19 protein-coding genes and 1 tRNA gene are annotated in these 22,606 nt (G+C 71.8%); 9 read left to right on the forward strand and 11 right to left on the reverse strand.

Annotation, left to right across the window (positions count from 1 at the left end; genetic code table 11):
- The first annotated feature begins 115 nt into the window (after positions 1-115).
- Positions 116-1,597, forward strand: coding sequence for a hypothetical protein (locus WMF36_RS06840; RefSeq protein WP_437578792.1), 1,482 nt, complete (start codon positions 116-118; stop codon positions 1,595-1,597).
- A 51-nt stretch (positions 1,598-1,648) separates the two neighbouring features.
- On the opposite strand, the gene WMF36_RS06845 is transcribed toward WMF36_RS06840, so the two are convergent.
- Entirely contained in the window at positions 1,649-2,134 is a 486-nt protein-coding gene (locus WMF36_RS06845) for a gluconokinase (RefSeq protein WP_437581862.1), read from the reverse strand.
- Between the two features lie 163 nt (positions 2,135-2,297).
- Here WMF36_RS06845 and WMF36_RS06850 point away from each other — a divergent pair, with 163 nt between their 5' ends.
- Positions 2,298-3,593: a serpin family protein gene (locus WMF36_RS06850; protein WP_437578793.1), complete on the forward strand. Its 1,296-nt coding sequence runs from the start codon at positions 2,298-2,300 to the stop codon at positions 3,591-3,593.
- Positions 3,594-3,686: 93 nt separating this feature from the next.
- Here the strand turns inward: WMF36_RS06850 and WMF36_RS06855 are convergent, their stop codons facing one another.
- From WMF36_RS06855 to WMF36_RS06870, 4 genes are all read right to left on the reverse strand, one after another.
- Positions 3,687-4,349, reverse strand: a complete 663-nt coding sequence (locus tag WMF36_RS06855; protein ID WP_437578794.1) for a methyltransferase family protein — start codon at positions 4,347-4,349, stop codon at positions 3,687-3,689.
- A gap of 175 nt (positions 4,350-4,524) precedes the next feature.
- Positions 4,525-4,785: a SemiSWEET transporter gene (locus tag WMF36_RS06860; protein ID WP_437578795.1), complete on the reverse strand. Its 261-nt coding sequence runs from the start codon at positions 4,783-4,785 to the stop codon at positions 4,525-4,527.
- 217 nt (positions 4,786-5,002) lie between these two features.
- A complete protein-coding gene (locus WMF36_RS06865; protein ID WP_437578796.1) occupies positions 5,003-5,131 on the reverse strand; it encodes a hypothetical protein in 129 nt (42 codons plus the stop codon).
- A gap of 92 nt (positions 5,132-5,223) precedes the next feature.
- A tRNA-Arg gene (locus tag WMF36_RS06870) sits at positions 5,224-5,297 on the reverse strand.
- A 173-nt stretch (positions 5,298-5,470) separates the two neighbouring features.
- On the opposite strand from WMF36_RS06870, the gene WMF36_RS06875 reads away from it, so the two are divergent.
- Entirely contained in the window at positions 5,471-7,102 is a 1,632-nt protein-coding gene (locus WMF36_RS06875; RefSeq protein WP_437578797.1) for a L,D-transpeptidase, read from the forward strand.
- A gap of 52 nt (positions 7,103-7,154) precedes the next feature.
- On the opposite strand, the gene fusA is transcribed toward WMF36_RS06875, so the two are convergent.
- On the reverse strand, positions 7,155-9,266 hold the full coding sequence (gene fusA, locus WMF36_RS06880) for an elongation factor G (protein WP_437578798.1): 2,112 nt from the start codon (positions 9,264-9,266) through the stop codon (positions 7,155-7,157).
- A gap of 204 nt (positions 9,267-9,470) precedes the next feature.
- Between fusA and WMF36_RS06885 the strand changes: the two genes are divergently transcribed.
- From WMF36_RS06885 to WMF36_RS06895, 3 genes are all read left to right on the forward strand, one after another.
- The gene (locus tag WMF36_RS06885; protein WP_437578799.1) at positions 9,471-9,809 is read left to right on the forward strand and encodes a transcriptional regulator; all 339 of its coding nucleotides are present in this window, start codon (positions 9,471-9,473) and stop codon (positions 9,807-9,809) included.
- A gap of 323 nt (positions 9,810-10,132) precedes the next feature.
- Complete coding sequence (locus WMF36_RS06890) at positions 10,133-12,109, forward strand: protein kinase domain-containing protein (protein ID WP_437578800.1); 1,977 nt, start codon at positions 10,133-10,135, stop codon at positions 12,107-12,109.
- A gap of 52 nt (positions 12,110-12,161) precedes the next feature.
- Complete coding sequence (locus tag WMF36_RS06895; protein ID WP_437578801.1) at positions 12,162-13,466, forward strand: glycoside hydrolase family 113; 1,305 nt, start codon at positions 12,162-12,164, stop codon at positions 13,464-13,466.
- Here WMF36_RS06895 and WMF36_RS06900 read toward each other — a convergent pair.
- From WMF36_RS06900 to WMF36_RS06915, 4 genes are all read right to left on the reverse strand, one after another.
- Positions 13,463-14,875, reverse strand: a complete 1,413-nt coding sequence (locus WMF36_RS06900) for an ATP-binding protein (protein ID WP_437578802.1) — start codon at positions 14,873-14,875, stop codon at positions 13,463-13,465. The genes WMF36_RS06895 and WMF36_RS06900 overlap by 4 nt on opposite strands.
- Before the next feature lie 201 nt (positions 14,876-15,076).
- Positions 15,077-15,793, reverse strand: coding sequence for a hypothetical protein (locus WMF36_RS06905; protein WP_437578803.1), 717 nt, complete (start codon positions 15,791-15,793; stop codon positions 15,077-15,079).
- Complete coding sequence (locus WMF36_RS06910; protein WP_437578804.1) at positions 15,793-16,872, reverse strand: nucleotidyltransferase domain-containing protein; 1,080 nt, start codon at positions 16,870-16,872, stop codon at positions 15,793-15,795. The genes WMF36_RS06905 and WMF36_RS06910 overlap by 1 nt, the downstream gene beginning before the upstream one ends.
- 31 nt (positions 16,873-16,903) lie before the next feature.
- Positions 16,904-17,800, reverse strand: a complete 897-nt coding sequence (locus tag WMF36_RS06915) for a hypothetical protein (protein ID WP_437578805.1) — start codon at positions 17,798-17,800, stop codon at positions 16,904-16,906.
- 268 nt (positions 17,801-18,068) lie between these two features.
- On the opposite strand from WMF36_RS06915, the gene WMF36_RS06920 reads away from it, so the two are divergent.
- Together WMF36_RS06920 and WMF36_RS06925 are read left to right on the forward strand one after the other, a co-directional pair.
- Positions 18,069-19,187 carry a glycosyltransferase family 4 protein gene (locus WMF36_RS06920; RefSeq protein WP_437578806.1) on the forward strand — a complete coding sequence of 373 codons (1,119 nt, stop codon included), beginning with the start codon at positions 18,069-18,071 and terminating at the stop codon, positions 19,185-19,187.
- A 14-nt stretch (positions 19,188-19,201) separates the two neighbouring features.
- Positions 19,202-20,389, forward strand: coding sequence for a glycosyltransferase family 4 protein (locus WMF36_RS06925; RefSeq protein ID WP_437578807.1), 1,188 nt, complete (start codon positions 19,202-19,204; stop codon positions 20,387-20,389).
- Between the two features lie 61 nt (positions 20,390-20,450).
- On the opposite strand, the gene WMF36_RS06930 is transcribed toward WMF36_RS06925, so the two are convergent.
- Positions 20,451-21,584: a hypothetical protein gene (locus WMF36_RS06930; RefSeq protein ID WP_437578808.1), complete on the reverse strand. Its 1,134-nt coding sequence runs from the start codon at positions 21,582-21,584 to the stop codon at positions 20,451-20,453.
- 727 nt (positions 21,585-22,311) lie between these two features.
- Between WMF36_RS06930 and WMF36_RS06935 the strand changes: the two genes are divergently transcribed.
- On the forward strand, positions 22,312-22,566 hold the full coding sequence (locus WMF36_RS06935) for a hypothetical protein (protein WP_437578809.1): 255 nt from the start codon (positions 22,312-22,314) through the stop codon (positions 22,564-22,566).
- Positions 22,567-22,606: the final 40 nt, after the last annotated feature.

A 22,606-nucleotide genomic window follows, 5' to 3' on the forward strand; every position in this document is an offset into this window, starting at 1 on the left:
AACGAGAAAGACTGAGGTTTTTGTACTTCCAAGAAGTCTGAAATGGAAGGGTCATGGTCCACAACCTGCAGTGTTTCCAGTCTGCCCGCGTCGAGGCGGGAGAGGAGAATGCGGTATGCGGTCTGTCTTGGGGGCGCTGGGCGCGCTCTGTGGCGTCATCTGCTGCGGAGCTGGTTGTGTCTCGGGGGCTGCGGGCGGCGTGGCGGAGGGCGAGCCGGGGCGCGACGGCGCCGCGCCGGTGGGGGCGAACGCGGAGCACAGATCGCCCTCTGGAATGTGCGGGACGGGGGCAGCTGACCCCGACGGCGTGTGTCAGGACGCCGCGGTCGAACGCGGCCGCAGCGTGTCCGGCGCGGGGGAGCCGAGCGCGGGCGCGCGGGCCGAGCCGGGTTGCCGGCGGCGCCCGTTCAGCCGGCAGTTTCCTGTCACGAGCGCGACCTTGCGCGGCTTCGCCATCGAGCCGACGGGCGGTGCGTTGCTGGCCGGCTCCTTCGAGGGCGAGCTCCGCTTCGGCGACACCCGGCTGGAGAGCGCGGGCGCGGCGGACGCCTTCGTGGCGAAGCTCGATGCGTGCGGCAATCCGCTCTGGGGCAAGCGGTTCGGCGACGCCGTGGCGCAGGGGGCCGTCGACGTCGCCGCGGGCAAGGGGGGCCACGCGCTCGTGCTCGGCGAGTTCTCCGGCACCCTCGATCTCGGGACGCGCCGGCTCACGGCGGCGTCGCCCTCGGGCGCCGATCTGTTCGTCGCGAAGCTCGGCCCGAACGGCGCGACCCGCTGGGCGGCGCAGATCACCGCGGAGGAGGACGCCATCCTGAGCGGCACGGCGCTCGCGGCCGACGGCGACGGCGGCGCGCTCGTGCTCGGCAGGCTCGAGGGGGCGGCGAAGGTCGCCGGCGTGCGGATCGAGCGGCGAGCGATCGGCGCCTTCGTCGTCCGGCTCGACGCCTCCGGCAGCGTCGCGTGGGTCAGCCTCCCGCCGAGCGGATCGGACAGCGAGGAGATCGGCATCGAGGTCGACGAGGACCGCAACGTGTTCCTCGCGAGCCAGGACGGGCGCGGCTCGGCGACGTTCGTGACGAAGCTCGACGACGGCGGGGATCTCGAGTGGCACCAGCGGTTCCGCGGCTCGTCGGATCAGCTCGAGATGGCGTTCGACCTCGCGGTGGCTCCGGACGGCGCCGCGTTGCTCTCCGGCAGCGGCGTCTTCGGCGATCCCGAGCTGCCGGGCGGTCCGCGGCCGTTCGTGGCCAAGCTCGACGACAACGGCGACGTGCTCTGGGTGAAGCGCTTCGACGCGCAGAGCCCCCGCCAGGTCACGGCGAGCGAGGAGGGCGTGGTGCTGGCCGGCGATGCGCTGTGCGAGGCGGCCGAGGATCCGGCGTCGTGCAGCGCGTGGGCGGCCGGGCTCAGCGCGAGCGGGGAGGAGGAGTGGACCCAGCGCATCGGCGCGGACGTCCGTGTCTCCGGGCTGGAGATGGACCGGTGGGAGCGGCCGGTGCTGGCCGGGTGGTTCCGGGGCACGATCGCGCTGGGGGGCGACGAGCTCTCCAGCGAGCAGGGCGCGCTCTTCCTGTCCCGCCTGTCCGAATCGCGCTGACCCGTGCGCAGGCGCTGCGGTCCCGCGCGGGCGCTGCGCGGCGGGCAAGGCTCACAGGCCGAGCGCGCGGCGGATGTCGGCGGCGATCTCCTCGGGGGTGCCGCCGATGTCGACGCGGATCGCGTCCTCCGGTGGCTCCAGCGCGGCGAGCTGCGTCGTCAGGAGGCCGGGCGGCATGAAGTGCTCCGTCCGCGTCGCGAGGCGCGCGGCGATCAGCGCGGGATCGCCGGTCAGGTGCACGAGGCGCATCCGCGCAGGATCGACGAGCAGCTGCGCGCGGTAGGCCGCCTTGAGCGCCGAGCAGGCGAGCACGGCGTCGCGCCCCTCGTCGAGGAGCCGGCGGATGCACGCCGAGAGCGCGGCGAGCCACGGCGCGCGATCGCGGTCGTCGAGCGGCTTGCCGGAGCGCATCTTCTCGACGTTGGCGGCGGGGTGGAGGTCGTCGGCGTCGATGAACTCCCATCCGAGCTCGCGCGCGAGGCGCACCCCGACCGTCGTCTTTCCGGCGCCGCTCACGCCCATCACGATCGCGATCACGGGCGCCGCGCCCGTCCGAGGGCTGTCTCTCGGGCTCTCCGCATGGCCGGGTCGCATCCTATCATGCGCGGCTCCGTCCCATGCATCGCCTGCCGGCGCTCGCGCCACGGTGGGCCGGCACGCCCCCTGCTGAGCCGGGCGCATGCGTAGGCCTCCGATCTCTGTGGTCCTGTTGCCCTTCTCCCTGATCTTCGCCGGTTGCGTCTCTGACGGCACCGGGCCGGCGCCGCAGCCCTCGCCGTCCGGTTGCAGCGATCCGGACACAGCGGGGTGCGTCGTCACCTCGGACAAGCAGCGGATCCGCGAGCCCGACGTGCCGGAGGCCGATGCCAAGGAGCTCGCCTCCGGCAACACGGACTTTGCGCTCGAGCTCTACCGTCAGGTCGGCGCCGGGCCGGGCAACCTCTTCTATTCACCGTACAGCGTGTCGAGCGCGCTGGCGATGACGTATGCCGGCGCGCGCGGAGAGACCGCGGAGCAGATGGCGCGCGCGCTGCGCTTCACCCTTCCGCAGGAGCGGCTTCATCCGGCGTTCAACGCGCTCGATCTGGCGCTCGCGAGCCGCGGCGAGGGCGCCGAGGGGCAGGACGGCGAGGGGTTCCGGCTCAACGTGGCCAATGCGATCTGGGGGCAGGTCGGCTTCTCGTTCGCGCCGTCGTTCCTCGACGTGCTCGCGGAGAGCTACGGGGCCGGACTGCACGTGGTCGACTTCGTCCAGGCGCCCGGAGAGGCGCGGGGGATCATCAACGGCTGGGTGGCCGAGCGCACCGAGGACCGGATCAAGGACATCCTGCCCGAAGGCGCCATCCAGCCCGGGACCCGGCTCGTGCTGACGAACGCCATCTATTTCAACGCAGCATGGCAGTTTCCGTTCGAGGAGGAGGAGACGGCCCCCGGCGATTTCACGCTGGCGGACGGCTCCACGGTCTCCGTGCCGATGATGACCGGCAACGCGCAGGTCCGTTATGGCGAGGGCGACGGCTACGAGGCGCTGGAGATGCCCTATGACGGCGGCGAGCTGTCGATGGTGCTCGTGCTCCCGTCGGAGCTCGGGGGCTTCGAGGCGGGGCTCGACCGGGAGCGGCTCGATGGCGTCCTTGCCTCGCTCGGGTCGCGGAGCGTCACGATGACGCTGCCGAGGTTCGAGATCGAGTCGAGCCTCGATCTCGTCCCGCCGCTCACCGAGCTGGGGATGCCCATCGCCTTCTCCGGCCTCGCGGATTTCTCGGGGATCAACGGGCAAGGCGGGCTCTACATCAGCGACGTGCTCCACAAGGCGTTCGTCACCGTGAACGAGGCGGGCACCGAGGCGGCGGCGGCGACGGCGGTGGTCATCGGCGAGACGTCGGCGCCCGAGCCCGCCACCATCCATTTCGACCGTCCGTTCCTCTTCCTCATCCGGGACCACGCGACCGGCGCGATCCTGTTCGTCGGCCGCGTGGTCAACCCGTCCGGTTGAACCGCCTCGAGGGCCTCGATGCGGCGCCCTTGTGACAGCGTGGCGCTTTGTCGCGCGGCGCCGCCGGGGGTGAAGGGCCGCGCGAGCGCCTCGTCAGTAGACGCGGGGGATGAGCCGCGCAGAGGTCCGGCGCGCGTAGTCGTCGTATTCGGGGAAGGTGTCGCGCAGCACGCGCTCCTCGTACCCCATGCGGATGATCTGCAAGACCACCTCGACCGCGTAGATCAGGAGCGCGGCGATGGACGGATAGAGCAAGATCAGCCCGGCGCCCTGGATCACCGTCGCGAGGTAGACCGGATGGCGCACCAGCCGGTACGGGCCGCCCGTGACGAGGCGGCGCGCCTCGGGCATGAGGCTGAACGACTTGCCCAGCCATCCGATGCTGGCCACGGCGAGCGCCAGACCGGCGATCATGAGCAGCGTACCCACGACCTGACGGCCGGGCGTCGGCGGGACCCTGGGCAGCCACGCCAGGCTCGCCGGCAGCAGCCCGGCGGCGAGCGCGGTGATGCGAGGCACGATGCCGCTCAGCTTGCGTACCGGGCGGAGGCGAACCAGCGTGAGCGCCGCGACGAGCAGCAGGTACGCTTCCGTGACGAGGAGCGCGGCCAGCGTCGTCCCGTACGTGAGCCCCGCAGGCTCGCGCCAGAGAAACAGGTGAACGTAGATATCCCGCCCGACGAACAGGGCATTATAGAGCATCAGGACAGCGAGCGGCAGCCGCATCGCGAGGTCGTAAAGCACCGCGCTATTCATTGTGTTCCCCCTTGCGTTAGATGGTGAGAGGGGGTGCGGGTGCGGTCAAGCCATCAGGGCCTTGTGCCGTGTCGGATCCATCATCCATCCACCGCGGGCGCAGCATGCCTCGCGGCGGGGAGCCGGGGACATACGGGGTCTCGCGCGGTCGCCGGGCTGGCGGGAAAAGGGCGGTTCAGCCGTATCGGAGCTTGAGGGCGAACACGGTGCCCGAGAGGACGAACGTGATCGCGTTCGCGACGATGATCGGGATGTCCCCGGTGAGCAGGCCGTAAACGAGCCACAGGCCGACGCCGGTGACGAAGGCCGCGTACATGCCGACCGAGATCGAGCTCGTGTCGCGCGTGCGCAGCGTGCGCAGCACCTGCGGAAGAAAGGAGATCGTGGTGAGGGTCGCCGCGACGAACCCGAGGGCGGTCACTACGTCTGGATTCATCTGGTGGTTCGTGTTCCTTCGGTTCGCCCCCGCTGCATAGGGTAAGCTCGCCAGAAAGGAGAGACAGAGGTTTTGTCGACGTGCCGCCATCGCCCGAGGGTGGGAGCTGCCCTCTCGACCGCGGACAGACAGGCGGAATCTCCTGTCCCTCTGCCGCGTTCGCTGCTTCCACGCGCGGGGCCGTGGCGGCGCTCTGTCGGGTCGCCCGCCTGGCCGCTCACAGCGCCTCGACCCTCTTCTCCACCGCCTCGCGGATCTCTCGCTCGTCCAGCGCTGCGAACCCGAGCCGCAGGAAGGGGCGCTTCTTGCCGTCGAACGCGAACCGCCGCCCCGCCGAGAACGCCACCGCCCGGGGGCGAGGATCTTGGACAGGGGTCCGCTCTCCGGGAAGCGGTGGCCCAGACGACCTCCGAGGTTACGGGATCGTCGAACACCCAGCGCGCCACGCAGGATTCGAACCTGCGGCCTTCGGCTCCGGAGGCCGACGCTCTATCCAGCTGAGCTAGTGGCGCACTCTCGCGGGGTTCGCGAGGGCCCCGAACCTACCCGGGGTCGGGCTTCCGCGCAACCACTTCCAGCAATGTCGTGCACCGCCGCTGCGCGGCGGCGCTCCCGGCCGCTGCACGGCGGCATCGGCGACGGCCAAAATTTGGCCACCGGCCCGTCTGTCCGGCATTCCCGGGGCATGGACGCCCGACAGCGAAGCTCCGCGATCCCGGCCCCCGCGCGCGGTTTCTTCCCGCCCGCCCTGGCAGTCGCCGCCCTCGCCCTGCCGGTCCTGCCGGCCTGCACCGGCGGGGAGAACGCCACGCCCGAGGGCATCATCAGCCTCTCCGCGGGCGCCGACCAGACGTCCGCCGAGAACGACCCCGCCACCCTCCCGCGCGCCGACGGGCCCCGCATCGGGGCCGTGCAGATGGTCGCGCCCATCTACGAGAAGGCGGACCGCCGCTCCGCCAAGCTCGGTTACCTCCGCGCGGGCGGGACGGCGCCCCGCGGGGAAAAGCCCGTCTCGTTCGACGACTGCCAGGGCGGCTACTACCGCGTGCTGCCCGCCGGGTACATGTGCGCCGACAGCGACGCCACGATCGACATGCAGCACCCGATCCTCCGGGCGCTCACGCGGCGGCCCGACCTGTCCAAGCCGATGCCGTACCCGTACGCCTTCGTCAGGGCCATCGCGCCGAACTACTACCGGATGCCGGCGATGAAGGAGCAGCTCCAGTACGAGATGAGCCTCGAGCGGCACCTCCGCAGCTACAAGAAGCTCAAGAAGAAGTGGGACGAGGTCAAGATCGGCGCCAACGACGTGCCGCTCGACGCGCAGGGCAACGCGACCGGCGACCCGTCCGCCGAGCCGCCCGAGCTCGGCGACAGCGAGCTCTTCGGCGGCAACGGCAGCGACGAGATCCCCTGGTTCTTCAAGGGCGGGCGGCAGCTCCCGAACATCTCGTCGTTCAAGGTCCCGGGCTACGCGATCATCACCAACCGGATCGCGCGCAAGGGGGGGCTCGCCCTCATCGACACCTTCATGGGCGACGGCGGGCGGCGCTTCGCGATGACCACCGACGCGCGGCTCGTGCCCACGTCGAAGCTCAAGCCCGCCCGCGGCTCCACGTTCCACGGCGTGGACATGACCAAGGGATGGGAGCTGCCCCTCGCGTTCGTGCACCGGCAGAAGGCGAAGCGCTACGACATCTCGGGCGGCCAGATGGAAAAGGCGGGCGAGCTTCCCTGGCACACCGCCGTGCAGCTCACGGGGCGCTCGAGGAAGGTCGGCGGCGCGCGCCTCGTCGAGGCGAAGGACGGGACGTGGGTGCGCGACTCCGACGTCGCCATCGCGGTGAAGCCCTCGGAGCTGCCGTCGTTCGCGCAGGGGGACGTGAAGTGGATCGACATCTCGATCCTCAGCCAGACGCTCATCCTTTACGAGGGCAAGAGGCCCGTCTATGCGACCGCGGCGGCGACGGGCCGCGACGGGCTCGGCGACCCCAGGAAGACCTTCTCGACCGTGCGCGGGACGTTCCGGATCCGCGACAAGCACGTCACGACGACGATGGACGCGCACGAGGTCGACAACAAGTTCGAGCTCCGCGACGTGCCGTGGGTGCAGTACTTCGAGGCCGGCTACGCGATCCACGCGGCGCCGTGGCACGACGACTACGGCAATCCGCGCAGCCACGGGTGCATCAACCTGTCGCCGGTCGACGCGCGCCGGGTGTTCCTCTGGACCGATCCGCCGGTGCCCGACGGATGGCACGGGGCCAGCGCGGCGCGGGCCACGGGGGAGGGGACCATCGTTCATATCCATCCGTAGGTCCTGAGGGCCTGCGGTTGAACTACCGGGTGGGGACGCGCGAGGTGCGCGGTCAGTCCTCGTCGGCCTCGACCTTGAAGCCGCTCTCCTTGATCACCTTCTCTTGCACCGCGGGCGGGCAGACCTCCATGTGCTCGACGCTCATCGTGAAGGTGCCCTTGCCCTGGGTCATGCTCTTCAACTTCGATTCGTACTCGAGCACCTCGGCGAGCGGGACGAACGCGTTCACGATCGTCTGATCCTCGAACGCGTCCGTGCCGATGATCCTCCCGCGGCGGCTGTTGATGTCGCCGATGATGTCGCCCATCGCCGCGCTCGGCACCGTCACCGAGAGCCGCACGATGGGCTCGAGCAGCACCGGCGCGCACTGCGCGGCGGCGGCCTTGAACGCCTTGCTGCCCGCCATCTGGAAGGCCGCGTCCGAGGAGTCGACGTCGTGGTACTTGCCGTCGAAGAGCCGCACCTTGACGTCGACCATCGGGTAGCCGGCCAGGACGCCCTTCGACATCGACTTGACGATGCCCTTCTCGACCGAGGGGATGAACTGCCGCGGCACGGCGCCTCCCACGACCGCGTCCTCGAAGACGAAGCCGCCGCCGCGAGGTAGAGGCTCCATGTCGATGTAGCAGACGCCGAACTGGCCATGACCGCCGGTCTGCTTCTTGTGTTTGCCCTCGACGCTCGTGACCTTCCTCGAGATCGTCTCCTTGTAGGCGATGTGCGGCGGGCCGAGCCGGCAGTCGATCCCGACGCGCCGCCGGATGCGCTCCACCGTGATCTCCAGGTGCAGGGCGCCCAGGCCCGAGACGACGAGCTCGCGGGTCGACGCGTCCTGGTGCACGCTGAGCCCCGGGTCCTCCTCGGTCAGCCGGTGGAGCGCGTTGCCGACCTTGTCCTCGCCGCCCTTCGCGTCGAACCTCACGCCGCGCGAGAAGAGGGCCGGCGGCAGCTCCGGCGCGCTGAACAGGAACGCGTGCCTCTCGTCGCAGAGCGTGTGCCCGCTCAGCGTGGTCTTCAGCTTGTGCAGCGCGACGATGTCGCCGGCGCGCGCCTCCTCCATCTGCTTGTGATCCTTGCCGACGACGCTGTGGATCTTGCCGAGGCGCTCCGCGCTGCCCGTGTTCGCGTTGAGCAGCGCGGCGTCGGGCCGGAGCACGCCGGAGAGCACGCGCGCGAACGAGGTGCGGCCGGCGTGCGGATCGATCGACGTCTTGAAGACGAACGCCGCCGCCGGCGCGTCCGCCGACGGCGGCCGCTCGGCGGCCTGCGGCGCGGCGCCCGGCTTGCCGCTCGGGACGACGCCGGCCCACGCCGGGTGCTCGGCCGGCGGGGGCACGAGCTCGACGATGCCGTCGAGCAGCGCGGCGGCGCCGCTCGGGCGGACCCCGGAGGCGAAGTAGACAGGGACCAGCGCCCCCCGGCGAACCGCGGCGCGGAGCCCCTGATCGAGCTCCTGCTGCGTGAGGTCGCCCTCGGTCAGGTACCGCTCGGTGAGCTCGTCGTCGCTGCCGGCGACGTCGTCGACGAGCTTGGCCCGGGCCTTCTCGACGGCCCCCGCGGCGTCGGCCGGCACGGGAGAGCCCGCGGCAGCGGCGGGCGCCTCGGGCTTGTCGAGCCAGGCCTTCTTCGTCCGGGTCGCGACGACCCCCCGGTACTGGAGCCCTTCGCCGATGCGCTCCTCCATCACCGCGAGCGGCGCCTTGAGGCGCGCGCGGACCTCGGCGAGCACCTCGTCAGGCCGCGCGTTCTCGGCGTCGACCTTCGTGACGACGATCATGCACGGCAGCTTCGCCTCCTTCACCCAGCCGAAGACGCGCTCGGTGATCGGCTGCACGCCGTCCTTGCCGCTCACGACGACGATGGCCGCGTCGACCGCCGCGAGGGCGAGCCGCGTCTCGGCGAGGAAGCTCCCCTCTCCCGGCGTGTCGACGAGGTTGATCTTCTTCCCGCCCCAGGAGAGGTGCGCGACGCTCGCCTCGAACGAGCAAACGTGCTCTTTTTCCTCGGCGGTGTCGTCGAGGACACTCGACTTGTCGTCCACCTTGCCGAGCTTGGCCGTTGCCTTGGCGACGTACAGCATGGCCTCGGCGAGCGATGTCTTCCCAGCCCCCTTATGTCCGATGATTGCAACGTTCCTGATGTCCCCTGCCTCAGTCGTTGTCATTCCTCGTTCGTATCAACCCCCATCGGGATCGAGAAGGCCGGCACGCGATTTTTGCGGTGCTTTCCTCGACGCAGGAGGACGGCGAAGACGGGCACCGAGTCGCTCACCCGAGCTCTGCCGCGACGCGCCGCGGCGTGCTCGATCGAACAGCGCTTGTCCGGCGCTGCCTGAGCGGATGGCGCGCCCGGGCTCCCGGAGCGCGACATGAGCACTCTCCGCCTCGCAATCCAGATGGTGCTCGGCATCGCGCTGCCGCTCGCGCTGCAGCGGTGGGATCGACGGCGGCTCACGCCCGAGCAGCGCGCTGCTTGCTGGAACGGGGCGACCTGGGGCGCGGCGCTCTACGCGTTCGGCCCGCTGTCCATGCTCGGGTGGTGCTGGGTCACGCGCGGCGTCCAGCACGGGCGGCCGGACGTCCGCGGGCCGCGGCGCTGGCGCGGGCTGAAGGCGCTCGGGCTCGGCGCGGCGTCCGCCGCGGCGCTCGTCCTGGTCCTGAGCGGCGTCGACACCCTGGTTGCGCTCGCGCTGGGGCTCCCGCCGTGAGCCGCGTGGACGGCTGAGGGGCGGGGTGGCGCGGCGGGCAGGGCGCGCGTGGCATGGACGGCGCATCGCTGGGCTGCATGGCTGGGAATGTCTGGACGGCGAAGCACGGTGGAGCGGCTGCATCGGCTGCAGCGATGGATGGATGCGGGCCGGCCGGCCGGCCAGCTGGCCGGCCAGCCGACGGCGCACAGAACGGACAGCCCCCTGTCGTCGTGGTCGGTAGACGACACGTCATGGACGCCTTGCTGCACTCTGGATCTGCTATTCAGAGCACAGGTTCTGACGCTGTTCGCGGAGCACGCGAACCCCACCGAGGCAGTGCGTTGACGTCGCTGAAGCCCAGAGGAGAGGATCGCGCGGCCGCACAGGAGCGGACCGACGCCGAGCGTGTGTCGCGGACGGCCGAGGCGGGTCCGGGGCAGCAGGAGGTCGTCGCCGGCAGGTACGCGGTGGAGACCCGGATCGGCGCCGGCGGGGTGGGCATCGTCCAGCTCGCGATCGATCGCGCGTCGGGCCGGCGCGTCGCGCTCAAGCGCGTCGATCCGGTGCTCGCCGAGAACAGGCATGCCGTCGAGCGGCTGCTCCGGGGCGCGCGCGCCGCGCGCTCGCTCTCGGGCAGGTACGTCGCGCGGATCCTGGACGTCGGTGTCGAGGACGGCGTGCCGTTCGTCGCCAGCGAGTACCTGGAGGGCTCCGACTTCTCGAGCTACCTGCAGCGCCGCGGGCCGCTGCGGGTCAGGGAGGCGGTGAAGTACCTCCTGCAGATCTGCGAGGCCGTCGCCGAGGCGCACGGCCTCGGGATCCTCCACCGCGACCTCAAGCCCGAGAACCTGTTCCTCAGCTTCGGCGACGGCGCGCCCAGCGTGAAGGTGCTCGATTTCGGCGTGTCGGCCGTGGCGTGTGGCGTCGAGAGCGAGGGCCCGAACGCCGTCTCGGGCGCCATGCGGACGTCGCTGCTCTACATGGCGCCGGAGCAGATGCGGTCGGCGGGCGGCATCGACGAGCGCGCCGACCTCTGGTCGATCGGCGCTGTGGCCTACGCGCTCCTCTGCGGGGCGAGCCCGTTCGAGGGGCGGACCGAGATCGAGATCTGCAACAAGGTCCTGCACGATCCGCCCGCGCCCTTCCCGCCGCGGTTCGAGCCCGTCGAGCTCAAGGAGCTGCTGCTGCGCTGCCTCGACAAGGACCCGGGGGCGCGCCCCCCGGACGTCGCGAAGCTCGCGTTCGCGCTCGCGCGCTTCGGGGGCGAGGGCGCGGAGGACGCGGCCGAGCGCGTGTGGGAGGCGCTCCGGGCGGACGAGACGCTCCGCATGGCGACGCCGGCCCCCGCGCCCGTCGAGGACGAATGGGAGCCCGACACGCTGGCCGATCTGCCGAGGATGTCGCCCGACGACCTCATGGGCGACCTCGAGACGACGGCCAAGTGGGACGCGCCCGGGGGTGGCCGTCAGTCCGACGTCACGCTGGTGTCGCACGCGGGCGCGTCGTGGGACGGCGGCGAGCAGCTGCGGGCGAGCCGCACGCCGCCCCCGCGGGTCGTGATGGTGAGCCCGCCGGCGCGCCCCTCGGACCCGCAGGCGGGCGCGACAGGGCATCGCCCGGCAGGTGAGACGCCCATTCCGCTCGGCCGCCATTTCGCGCATCGCGTCAGCACCGACCCGGCGCCGCGCGTCACACCGGCGGAGGCGCGCGCGCCGGCCGAGACGGAGCGGCTCACGCTGGTGCGCCGCGGGCCATCGCCGTGGCCGCGCCGGCTCGCGATCGGGCTCGCGGTGTTCGGGATGGTCGCGGGGCTCGGCGGCGTGTGGCTTGTGCAGACGGGCACGCTCGACGCCGGCGGGAGCGCCCTGCCTGCATCGAAGGGGGTGGCGAAGCGCGCGCTCCAGGCGGCGCGCTCCTCCGCCGTGGCGAGGCGACCGGACGTGGTCGTGCCTGCCGCGTCCGATCTCGCGCCCGAGCCCCCGCCGGCCGAGCCGGACGCCGAGAGCGCCGCCGGCCCGGCCAGCGAAGCGCCGCGGGTCGCGCCGCCGGGGGGGCTCCGGTACCAGCCGCAGCGCCCCGAGGTGATCTACGACGAGGTCGAGCGCGAGCGGCAGCGGCTCGAGAAGAGCGAGCGCGAGCGGCGATGGCGCGAGGGGACCGAGCGCGCGCGGCAGCAGCGCGACGCGATCGGGCGCGCGCCGCAGCCGCCGGAGGAGGGAGCGCGCGCGCCGCAGCCGCCGGAGGAGGGAGCGCGCGCGCCGCAGCAGCCCGAGCAGGGCGACGGCGCGCGGCGGCTCGAGGGCACCGACGGCGGGTGACGTCCGCAATACCGCGAGCCGCCTGCCTGGTATAAGGCGTCCCGTGCCAGCGATGAGTCGAGAAGTATGCGCGCTCGCCGGCGCCGCGGGCGCCGCGCTCGCCGTGTCGGCGGCGGCTGTCAGCTGTCCTTCGCGGCCTGCGAGCGCCGCATCGCGGATCGCGCCGGAGGCACCCCGGATCGCGGTGGAGGCGCCGCGGGCGCCGCGGATCGCAACGGAGCCGCCGCGGATCTCGCCGGAGCGCCTGCCGCACGGCGCGACGGGGTGGGCCGAGTCGGGCTGGGGCGGCGTGCGCGGCGTGACGATCGGGCCGATCGAGAACCTCCGGCACCCGGGACGCGGCTACGGCACCGCGGCGAGCGGGCGGGCGATGGACGAGGCGGTGGCGATGGGCGCGACCTGGGTCAGCCTGACGCCGTTCGGCCGCGTGTGGGACGGCAAGGGCACCGGCGTCGACCTCGTCTTCGAGGCGCCGTTCGAGGAGAACCGGCGCAACGTGCTCGCGGCGATCGCGCAGGCGCACGCGCGCGGGCTCAAGGTCCTGCTCGTCCCGCACCTCTGGGTCGAGAGCGGCGAGTGGCGGGCGCTGATCGATCCGGGGGATGACGCCGGCTGGGCCCGCTGGGCCGAGTCGTACCGCCGGTTCCTGCTCACGTGGGCCGCGGTCGCGCGCGAGGGCGGCGCCGAGATGCTCAGCGTGGGCGTCGAGCTGCGGAGCTGGGTGACGACGCCGCGGGCGGCGAGCTTTCTGCCGATCATCGAGGCGGTGCGCCGGGTGTACCCGGGGCTGCTCACCTACTCGGCGAACTGGGACGACGTCGAGCACACGCTGATCTTCGACGCGCTGGACCTCATCGGCATCAACGCCTTCTACCCGCTGGCCGAGCGCGAGGGCGCGTCGTTCGAGGAGCTCCTGCGCGGCGGGCGCAAGGTGGCGGCCGGGGTGGACGCGGTGGCGCGCGCGTGGGGCAAGCCGGTCCTGCTCACCGAGATCGGCTACACAACGCGGCGCGATCCCGCCGTGCGCCCGTGGGAGTGGCCCGATCGCATGAAGGACGTGGTCATCGATCAGCGCTCGCAGGCCGAGGCCTACGCCGCGGTGATGGCGCCGTTCCTCGACGCGCGCACCTGCGCCGGCTTCTTCGTCTGGCGGCTCTACGCCGACCCGGACGACGTCTCGCAGGAGGCCGAGTGGGGCTTCTCGCCGAGGGGCAAGCTGGCGGAGCTCGTGCTGCGCGACGCCTTCACCACCCGCTGGGCCGCCGACGGCCCCTGGCTGCCCGGCGAGGTGCTCGGCAGGCACCGCGCGCGCACTCCCGGCGTCTTCGGCTGGGAGCTCGACCCGGACGAGCTCTAGAACGGCAGGCGCAGGGTGAACGTCGAGCCCTCGCCGGCGGCGCTCGTCACGTCGATGCGTCCGCCGTGCGCCTCGACGATGCGGCGCGCGGCCCACAGGCCGAGGCCGACGCCCGGGGCCACGCGGCTCGACGACGGCGCGCGCCAGTAGCGCTCGAACAGCCGCCGCTGGTCCTCGGCCGCGATGCCGACGCCCTGGTCAGCGACAGCGATCGCGACCTCGGCGCCCTCGCGCGCGACGGCGACCTGCACGGCGCCGCCCTCCGGCGAGTACTTGATGGCGTTCGCGACCAGGTTGTTGAGCACCTGCTCGATCCTGGTCGGGTCGCAGCGGAGCGGGACGGGCTCCTCGGGCAGCGACAGCCGGAGCTCGTGCGCGGTCGCCGTCGGCCGGTAGAGCTCCACGACCTCGCGGGCGAGCTCGCACGCGTCCCGGGTCTCGTGGTGCAGCTCGATCTCGCCGCCCTCGATCCGCGCGACGTCCATGAGGTCCGTGAGCATGCGATCGCAGCGCGCGGCCTCCTTTCCGATGCGGGCGAGCATCGGCCTGAGCCGCTCCTCGGGCGGCAGGGGCCGATCCGGCCGGAGGCGGTCGACGGTGAGCTTCAGCGCGGCGAGCGGGTTGCGCAGGTCGTGCGCGACGCTCGCGAGGATCCCGAGCTGCTTCCGGCGCTGCTCGGCCAGCGCGGCGGCCATCTCGTTGAACGCGACGGCGATCTCGCGCAGCTCGTCGAGCCCGCCCTGCGGTGCGCGGGCGTCGACCGCGCCGGCCCCGTAGCGATCGATCGCGGCGCGGATCGCGAGGAGAGGGCGATAGGCACGCTTGCTCAGCTGCCAGAGCGCGAGCAGGACGCCGGCGAGCAGCATCGCGACGGCCCCGAGGCTCACGGCCTCCGAGAGCCTGTTCATCTCGTCGACGCGCTCCCGGGCGATCCGCGCCTCGTCAAGCTTCGCGGCGAGCAGGTGCTCGAGCGCGGCGAATGCGCGATCGGCCTCCTCGGGGAGCCCAGCCTCCGCTCCGGCGACGGGGAGCGCCGTCCCGTTCGCCTGCGCGCGCGCGGCGAGGTAGCGCTTGACCTCCCGCTCGGTCGCCTTGAAGGCGTCGGCGTTGTCCGCGGTAACAGGGTTCTCGCGGACGTCCGCGAGCCACCGCTCCAGCTCGCGCCCGGCGGCGTCGCGCGCGTGGGCGTGCTCGGGGAGCTGGGTCAGCGCGGCGCGGGCGCCTTCGCGCTCGTGAGAGAGGAGGTGGACCTCCAGCTCCATGATGGACCGCACCTCTCGCACCAAGTTGAAGAGGCACGCGACCTCGCGGTCCAGGTGTGCGGTGCTGAGCGTGAGGCCGCTCGCCGTCAGCAGCGCGAGGGCGGCGAGCCATGCGGTGCTCGCGGCCGCGAGCGTCTTCAGCTTCATCGTTGTCCCCCGATTCCGGCCCTGAGCGCGCCGAGAACGCGCAGAGCGTAGCGCCTCGGAGGCCCACGAACCGTCCGGCTGGGCGATTCGGAGCTCCCGAGGCCGCTCCGGCGAGGCGGCCGCGCCAGGGCTCTCCAGGATCGATGCCGGCACCCGGCGAGAGCGGCGCGCCTGCGCGCCGTCGCCGCGGCGTCTCCGGGATCAGGCGGGCGTTTTCTCCACGCCCTTCGGGATCGACAGCGCCGCTCTGGCGATGGCCATCTGGCGCTCCAGCTCCTCTGGCGACGCCGGCGTCTCCAGGATCAGCGCCGCGTCGCCCGGGACGCGGGCGGCGACCCGCTGAAATGCGTGCGCCGCGCTCTGGCTCAGGGCGTCGTGGCGGCTGCCCGCGTTCACCTCGCTCACGTGCAGCTGCTTCAGCCGTGTCCGGTGCGCCTTCACCAGGAAATGGGCCTCCGTCATCGTGCGATCGACCTGGTGCGCATGGCCGATATCGAAGCAGAACGACGCGTCCGGCAGCGCGTCGAAGAACGGCCCGAGCTCCTCCACCGTGCGGCCCGTCCGCTTTCGCTTGTCCATGTTCTCGAGCGCGAGCAGGCCGCCGAGCTGCCGGAAGGCGCCGAGATCATGGATGGTGTCCGGATGGAGGACGACCAGCCAGCCCAGCGCGGCCACCTCCGCCATGGCGTCGGCGACGGCGCGCTCCTCCGCCGCGTCGAAGCGGCTCGGGGCGTGGAACGAGACGTAGCGATACCGCGACAGATCCAGGGATCCGAGGCGCCGGAGCAGCGGCTTGAGCTCCGAGATGCGCAGCGCGGAGAGCTCCACCGCGGTCGCGGAGCTCCTCTCCAGCATCGAGAGCGCTCGCTCGACGTCGCTGAGCGCGAGCGCCCCTGTCGAGTAGCCGATGGATCGCATCAGAACACCCCGTACGTCTGGATGAGCTTGCGGAGCTCCGGGTCCTCCTCGAAGAAGAGCCGGTTGAGCCCGCCCTGGAACTCGCGCCCGATGTCGCGCACCCGCCTGAACGTCGGGTCGCTGCCGAGCTCGTCGAGCGGCAGCTGCTTCAGCCGGTCCCGCTCCTCCTCGTTCGACAGGAGCGCGAGGAACGCGTTGTAGCTGTCGAACAGCATGCGCGCCGTCTCCGCGGAGATCGAGGGCCGGAGCAGCACCTCGGCCAGGCTCTCCAGCGGGGTCACCCGGATGCGCTCTCTCAGGAAGCGCACGAACTCCGGCGTCGAGATCCGATCGCCGTCGTCGGTCCACGTCGCCCGGTCCTTGCCGAACAGCTCGAAGCCGAAGCAGGTGATGAGCCCGCTCACGAAGATGAGCTTGCGCGACATCCTGAGCTTCGCGTTGCGGAGCGCCCAGCCCGAGCTGCGCTCCCGCTGCTTGTAGACGAAATCGACGGCGACGGTGCGCCAGTACCGGACGATGTCGTTCAGGAGGAACATCGGGATGATCTCGCGCTTGCTGCCGTAGAGCAGCCCGCGGTCGTCCTCCACGTAGCGCGAGAGCACGAGCCTGAGCACGCGCTCGTGGGCGTCCGGCGTGCCGATCGCGAGCGACTCCAGGAGCAGCAGGATGCGCTGGGTCGTGTTCTTGTTCGTGTCCTCCTGCCCGCCGATCTGGTGGAGGATCGGGTGGCTGAAGGCCACGTTGCCGAACACGCCCGTCGGGCCCGGCTCATGGAACTTCGCCTCCCTCAGGATCTTCGTGATGGCCTGGACCTGGCTGAAGTGCCCCTCGTCGGCCTGGCCGTCGATGAGCAGCGTCCAGTCGAGATCGCTGCCGGTCGTGTACTCGCCCCGCGCCAGCGAGCCGAAGACGACCGCGCTCGTGTCGCACGGGATCTGCTCGCGGAGCAGCGCCGCGAGCCGCGCCCGGGTCTCCGCCGAGAGCCGCGCGGCCGCCTCGATGCTCGGCCATGACCGCCCCGCCTTCTCCCCGATCCGCTCGATGGCGCTCCGCGGCGCCCCGCCTTTGTCTCGTGTCATCGATCGCACCCTCGAACGCGCCCGCCGCGCCTCACGCCCCGCTGTCGCCCGGGAGCGAGAGCCCGAACCACCGATTCACGAGATCATGGTGCTCGGCGAGCTGCTCGCGGTAGCGGGGGGTGCCGTCGAGCGCGGCCCGCTCGAAATCGACCCAGTACAGGGCGCCCGTCTTCTCGCCGATGAGCACGTTGCCGAGCTTGACGTCGAGCGGCGCGACGCCGCGCGCGTTCATCGCCCGGACGATCTCCTCGATGCGGTCGCGGTGGGCCTCGCCGCCGCCGCTCGTGAACGCCTCGATCTCGCGCCGATCGCGCTCCGGATCGAAGAGCTGCCCGAGCGGCGCGAGGTCGATGTCGAGGACCTTCTGTCCGCGCTCGGCGACCTGATGTTGCAGCGTCTGGCCGCGCACGTAGTCGACGAACAGGGTGCGCGTGGTGAGGTGGAGATCGCGAATCCTCGGGATGCTGGGGAGGTCGCGCAGGCGGAGGAGCGCGGCCGCTTCGTTGTAGAAGAAGAGCCCGAGCAGGGCGGAGAGGTGCGCGCCGACGGGCGCGTTCCGCGGCTGGCCGATAAAGCGCTTGCGCACGCACACGTACCCGCGGCGCAAGACGACGTGCAGCCGGTAGCGCAGGCGCGGCATCTTCTCGGTCCGCCGGTTGAAGAAGGGCACGTCGGCCGGGTGGATCGCGAAGGCGAAGCCGTCCTGATCGAGCTCGGCGAGCACCCTGTCCCCCGGGCCGAGCTCGGCGACCGACGGGATGTCGCTCGGGGTCACGGCGTCGGACACGGGGAGCGGGTTCTCGTCGAGCCGGCGCGCGAGGAGCGCCTTGACGGTCTCGATCCGCACGGCGAGCAGCTTCGTCGCGGTGTTCATGCCTGGCACGCGGCGCAGGCCCTGGTCCAGGGCGCGCCGAAGTTCAGGGTTCATGCCCGTCTAGTAGCCGCTTCCGCTCGCCAAATCAAAAGGCGCGGTGACGGCGAGGCGAGGTGGTAGGATGAGCGAGCGACCTGCGGCACCATCGATCCGCGACGAGCAACGACGAGCAGCGACGAGATGCCACGAGCACGACTCGGCGCGACGGAGCGCCAAACGTCACGATCGCCGGCGTCCAGGTGAGGCGTGTTGTCAGCGTGGGTGACGGTGCACGGCGCGGTTTGCGCTTCAACAGGAGACCCGATTCGGGTAGCAACCCTCCATGGGGACTTCGACGCTGCGGATCGTCCATGTCGTGAGCAGCCTCAATGGCGGAGGCATGGAGCATTTCGTGCTGCGCCTCGCCGAGGCGCAGCGGCGCCACGGCCACGAGGCTTCCATCCTCGCGCTGCGCGGCGGGCCGCTCGCGGAGCTGGCGCGCCAGCGGGCGCTGCCGGTCACCGTGCTGGGCGGGCGCCTGCCCGCGCGGGTGGCGCACGCGGCGCTGGCCTTCGCGCGCTCGCGGCCGCAGGTCATCCATGCGCACAACCCCACTGCGCTCCACTACGCCACCGTCGGCAAGGTCCTCACGCGGGCGCGGCTCGTCTTCACCGATCACGCCCAGACGCGCGGGATCATCCGCGTTCCTTCGCGCTTCGAGTGGCGCGCGACGGACGCCGTCGTCGGCTGCTCGCAGGACACTGCCGACAAGAGCGGCGCTGTGGGCGTGGCCGGCAACATCTCTGTCATTCACAACGGGATCGACATCACCCCGGCGCGTCGCACACGCGAGGAGGTGCGCGCCGAGCTCGGCTTCGGCGCCGGGCCAGCGGCCCAGTCCGAGCCTGCGAGCCCGTCCGGCGGCGCGTTCCTCGGGATCATGCCGGCCGCGTTTCATCCGGTGAAGGCCCACGACGTGCTGCTCCGGGCGCTTTCGCGGCTGCGGGATCGCGGCGTCGCGGTCACGGTCCTCATCGTGGGCGATGGGGACGAGCGCGACCGCATCCACGGGCTCGCGAGGGAGCTCGGGATCCACGGCAAGGAGGCGCGCTTCCTCGGATTCCGCAAGGACGTGCCCGATCTGCTCCTCGCCGCCGACTTCTTCGTGCTGCCCTCACGCGATGAGGGGCTGCCGCTCGCGGTGCTCGAGGCCATGGCGCGCAGCCTGCCTGTCGTGGTGACGCCGGTCGGCGGCGTCCCGGAGGTGGTGCGGAACGAGGAGCACGGCCTGCTCGTGCCGGTGGACGACCCAGGCGCGCTCGCGGTCGCGATCGAGCGGCTCGCGCGGGATCCGGCGCTCGCGCGGCGGCTCGGCGAGGCAGGGCACGCGCGGGTCCGCGACGACTTCTCCTTCGAGAAGATGACGCGCAAATACGAGCAGCTCTATCTCGGCCTCAGGTGACAGGCGAGCGCGCGATGAAGGTACTCGTCTTCACCCATCATTACCCTTCCATGCGGCTGCCGACGATGGCGCCGTACAGCTATCACACGTACCGGGCGCTCTCGCGCCGCTGCGAGCTCAGGCTCGTGGGCCCGACGCCCTGGTGGACGCGCGCGCGCGGGGCGTCCGGGGAGCTCCTCGGCGGCGCGCGCGAGTCGCACACCGGCATCGACGCGCTGTTTCCCACCTACTGGTCGATCCCGGGGCTGCCGCGCCTCCACGCGCGGGCGATCCACGCGTCGCTCCGGGGCACGATGGCCGGGCTGCGGCGCGAGTTCCCCTACGACGTGATCCTGGCCGCGTGGGCCTACCCCGACACGGTCGCCGCGGCGGCGTTCGCGCGGGAGGCGGGGGTGCCGCTCGTCACCACGGTGCTCGGCAGCGACATCAACGAGCAGCCGAGGAACGCCGTGCTGCGGGCGCAGATCGCGCCGGCGCTCCAGCGCTGCGCCCGGGTGGTGGCGGTGAGCGGGGCGCTCGGCGAGCGCCTGGTGGAGCTCGGGGTGCCGCGCGAGCGCGTCGTGGTGCAGCTCAACGCGGTCGACGGCGCGCGGTTCTCGATCCGGGACCGGGCCGCCCCGCGGCAGCGCCTCGGCCTGCCGGCCGACGCGAAGGTGGTGCTCTACGCCGGCTATCATGTGCCCGAGAAGGGCGTGGACGTCCTCGTGGAGGCGATGGGGCGCCTCGCCGAGGGGGGCCGCCGCGACGTTCACCTGATGATGGTGGGCGGCGGCGATCTGCTCGAGCCGCTGCGCGCGCGGGTGCGCGCGCTCGGCCTCGGGGATCGCGCGCGGCTGTTCGGCTGGGCGCTGCCCGCGGAGATCCCGGAGTACATGGCGGCGTGCGACGTGTTCTGTCTGCCGAGCCGCCGCGAGGGCTGCCCGAACGTCGTCCTGGAGGCGCTCGCCTCGGGCCGCCCCGTCGTCGCGACCCGGGTGGGCGGCGTGCCGGAGCTCGTGCGCGAGGGGCAAGGCGGGAACGGCATCCTCGTCCCTGCCGGCGACCCCGGAGCGCTCGGGAGCGCCCTGGTCCGGGCGCTGGACACAGCGTGGGATCCGGAGGCGCTGCGGGGGAGCGTGGGGGCGCTCTCGTGGGACGTCGTGGGGGATCGCTATCACGCGCTCCTGGAGGAGGTCCTCGGCGAGCGGCGCGGGGTAGGCTGAGGCGCAGCCAGGCTGCCCGGCCCCTGGGCTTGCGGTGCTGTTTGGCGGGGAGCCCGGCGCGTCAGCCCGCGCAGGGGGGCGGCTTCAGCCGGTAGTCTCGGTAGTCGCCGGGATTGCCCGTCTTGCCATCGAGCGCCGCGATCGCGATGTTGTACATCTCGCGCGCGGTCACGTAGTGGAGCACCCACTCCTTACGATCGTTGTACCGGGTGGTGAGCTCCCGGTGCAGCGTGTGGCTCCCCGCGCCGAGCAGCGACTCCGCCTGATCCTCGGGCGCGCCGTGCGTGTAGACCTTGACGAACACCCACTCGGGCCTCCCCTCGATGTGAATGTTCTGATCCACCCATGTCTTCACCCGGTCGGGCGTCGGCGGATCGATCGCCTGGAGCGCGCCGTACTCCATCCGCACCCGCACCCGGCTCCCTCGGCGCGTCAGCGCGAGCGCGAGCGGACCCTCGATCATCAGGAGCCGGTCCTCCAGCACCTCGCCGACCTTGGCCCGGGCGCCCACGGTGTGGGCCTTCCGGCGCGCCAGGTTGCCGGTCGGCCAGTAGATCTGGTTCACGATGCCGTGCTGCGACTCGTCAGGGGCCGACGGGAACGTGTAGTCGGCATAGCAGCCCGTCTCGAAGAGGAGCGGGAGCTCCGAGTCGACTCCGCAATTCCGGGAGTCCCGCCCGGAGTTCGCCAGACACCAGTTGCCGTGGATGAACCCGTATCGCATGCGCCCGTCCGCGTCGCGCGAGAAGTGCCCGTGCTTCCCGAGGATCTCCAGGTATCTGAGGATGTCCGCGCGCAGGTTCTCCTCCGTGTCGTTGTGGTGGTGCAGGTGCAGCTCCACCTCGCCGAAGCCGCCGCGCGTGAGATCCGCCAGCGCGTCGAGCCACCCGGGCGTGTACTGCTCCCCCGGGAAGAAGAAGCTGTGGCGCGGGTGCCGGCCGTCCGCGTCGCGGTAGGCGCCGGCCATCTCGGGATATCGCTCGGACCACGCTTTCACCCGCGCGTCGCCGACCTCCGGTGAGGCGTTCTCCCACCCTGGCTCCCAGTGATCGCAGACCGCAAAGAGGAGGTGCCGCGGGCCGATCGGACGTGGACTGCGGGCGTTCTCGATCCTCTGTCGGGCGTAGCCGCCGAGCCAGTTGTGGAGGTTCTTGTTCCTGAGATACTGGAGCTTCGCCTGGAGTGTTCCGATCATGAGCTTTCTCGACCGCGGCGCGTTGGACCGGCGGCCGCCGCGGCGGACCGGATACTAACCCGGGCCCCCCGGGCACTGCTATAGCGGCTTCGGGGTCGACGCCGCGATCGAGACGGCCTCTCCGGTTGCACGCGGCTTCACGCGGCCTGCCCTCCACGGAGGTGCGCGATCGGCTGCCCGCCCCGGTCTGCAGGGCGCGAGCGGCGCAGAGGACCGCGCGAGGCGCTTCGGGCGCCCGAGTCAAGACCAAAGAGCGCTGAAACGGCGACCGAGGTGGCCGGAAGGGATCTGGACGAGGCGCGCAGCGGCCCCTCGACGGCGATGCCGGCGCAGCGGCCGGCGCCGGCGGCGGTCGTCGTGAGCGCTCACAACACGCCCGCTCGCCCGTTCGACGCGGCCTCACCGCCGAGGTGTGCGCAGGCGGTCTGAAGCCCAACCGTGTCCCAGCAGAGGTGACAAGGCCGTCCAGGGCAGCCACTGGCGCACGCTTGCCCCAGCGATGCGCAATGTGCTTGCAATTTTGCTATCTGGCTGTCCAATGGGCCGATTGACAGCTCTTGTGGGCGACAATTTGCCCCACATGTGGCGATTTTGTTCGATCCGGCTTCACCGCGTGACCCGTGGCTGTTGTGTCCGCGGTGAGCACCCCTACCGGAACCGCGCTGGCATGATGTCTGCTTTTCGTGGTAGCCGATTGTAGGCACCACTGATATCGAAGGAGCCAGGCATGATTTCAACCCCGATGACGCCGACCGAAGATCTGGTTTCCCTCCCCCAGCGGAGGGCCTCCCTCGAATCATCAGCTTCCATGGCTGAGGCGTGCGAGCTAGCCCGGCGGCTCGCCGACATGATCGAACGCCTCAGGTTCTGCACCCCGGAAGGGGACCAGGCCCAGACCCTCCGCATCGCCGAGGGCATGGCCCGCAGCGTGGCGGATGCCGTGAGCGACGTCATGCGCAGCCGCCGCACGCACGTGGCCTAGCCCAGCGCTCACACAGTCCATCTCAACAAGGCCGAAGACG

This window comes from Sorangium sp. So ce887 (assembly GCF_051521455.1).
Classification (GTDB): domain Bacteria; phylum Myxococcota_A; class Polyangia; order Polyangiales; family Polyangiaceae; genus Sorangium.

Bases quoted from the DNA above. Each gene is read 5' to 3' on its own strand.
- WMF36_RS06840 (WP_437578792.1), top strand. From the start codon at position 116: ATGCGGTCTGTCTTGGGGGCGCTGGGCGCGCTCTGTGGCGTCATCTGC.
- WMF36_RS06900 (WP_437578802.1), bottom strand. From the start codon at position 14,875: ATGAAGCTGAAGACGCTCGCGGCCGCGAGCACCGCATGGCTCGCCGCC.
- WMF36_RS06860 (WP_437578795.1), bottom strand. From the start codon at position 4,785: ATGAATCCAGACGTAGTGACCGCCCTCGGGTTCGTCGCGGCGACCCTC.
- WMF36_RS06930 (WP_437578808.1), bottom strand. From the start codon at position 21,584: ATGATCGGAACACTCCAGGCGAAGCTCCAGTATCTCAGGAACAAGAAC.
- WMF36_RS06920 (WP_437578806.1), top strand. From the start codon at position 18,069: ATGGGGACTTCGACGCTGCGGATCGTCCATGTCGTGAGCAGCCTCAAT.
- fusA (WP_437578798.1), bottom strand. From the start codon at position 9,266: ATGACAACGACTGAGGCAGGGGACATCAGGAACGTTGCAATCATCGGA.
- WMF36_RS06855 (WP_437578794.1), bottom strand. From the start codon at position 4,349: ATGAATAGCGCGGTGCTTTACGACCTCGCGATGCGGCTGCCGCTCGCT.
- WMF36_RS06910 (WP_437578804.1), bottom strand. From the start codon at position 16,872: ATGACACGAGACAAAGGCGGGGCGCCGCGGAGCGCCATCGAGCGGATC.
- WMF36_RS06915 (WP_437578805.1), bottom strand. From the start codon at position 17,800: ATGAACCCTGAACTTCGGCGCGCCCTGGACCAGGGCCTGCGCCGCGTG.
- WMF36_RS06925 (WP_437578807.1), top strand. From the start codon at position 19,202: ATGAAGGTACTCGTCTTCACCCATCATTACCCTTCCATGCGGCTGCCG.
- WMF36_RS06885 (WP_437578799.1), top strand. From the start codon at position 9,471: ATGAGCACTCTCCGCCTCGCAATCCAGATGGTGCTCGGCATCGCGCTG.
- WMF36_RS06905 (WP_437578803.1), bottom strand. From the start codon at position 15,793: ATGCGATCCATCGGCTACTCGACAGGGGCGCTCGCGCTCAGCGACGTC.
- WMF36_RS06935 (WP_437578809.1), top strand. From the start codon at position 22,312: ATGATTTCAACCCCGATGACGCCGACCGAAGATCTGGTTTCCCTCCCC.
- WMF36_RS06875 (WP_437578797.1), top strand. From the start codon at position 5,471: ATGGACGCCCGACAGCGAAGCTCCGCGATCCCGGCCCCCGCGCGCGGT.
- WMF36_RS06895 (WP_437578801.1), top strand. From the start codon at position 12,162: ATGAGTCGAGAAGTATGCGCGCTCGCCGGCGCCGCGGGCGCCGCGCTC.